Origin of the sequence: Neobacillus niacini, assembly GCF_023715785.1 — a bacterium.
GTDB lineage: Bacteria > Bacillota > Bacilli > Bacillales > Cytobacillaceae > Neobacillus > Neobacillus niacini_E.
Genome location: NZ_JAMBOX010000114.1, coordinates 1 through 255 on the forward strand (window position 1 = coordinate 1; position 255 = coordinate 255).

Here is a 255-nt window from a genome sequence, read left to right on the forward strand (position 1 = left end):
TCCCAAGGCTAAATACTCCCTAGTGACCGATAGTGAACCAGTACCGTGAGGGAAAGGTGAAAAGCACCCCGGAAGGGGAGTGAAATAGTACCTGAAACCGTGTGCCTACAAGTAGTCAAAGCCCGTTTATGGGTAATGGCGTGCCTTTTGTAGAATGAACCGGCGAGTTACGATTGCATGCGAGGTTAAGTTGAAAAGACGGAGCCGCAGCGAAAGCGAGTCTGAATAGGGCGACATAGTATGCAGTCGTAGACC

At 50.2% G+C, this 255-nt stretch carries 1 rRNA gene; it reads left to right on the top strand.

The window, feature by feature from the left end:
* Window positions 1-255: ribosomal RNA gene (locus tag M3234_RS29080) — 23S ribosomal RNA — on the top strand; the annotation flags it as partial.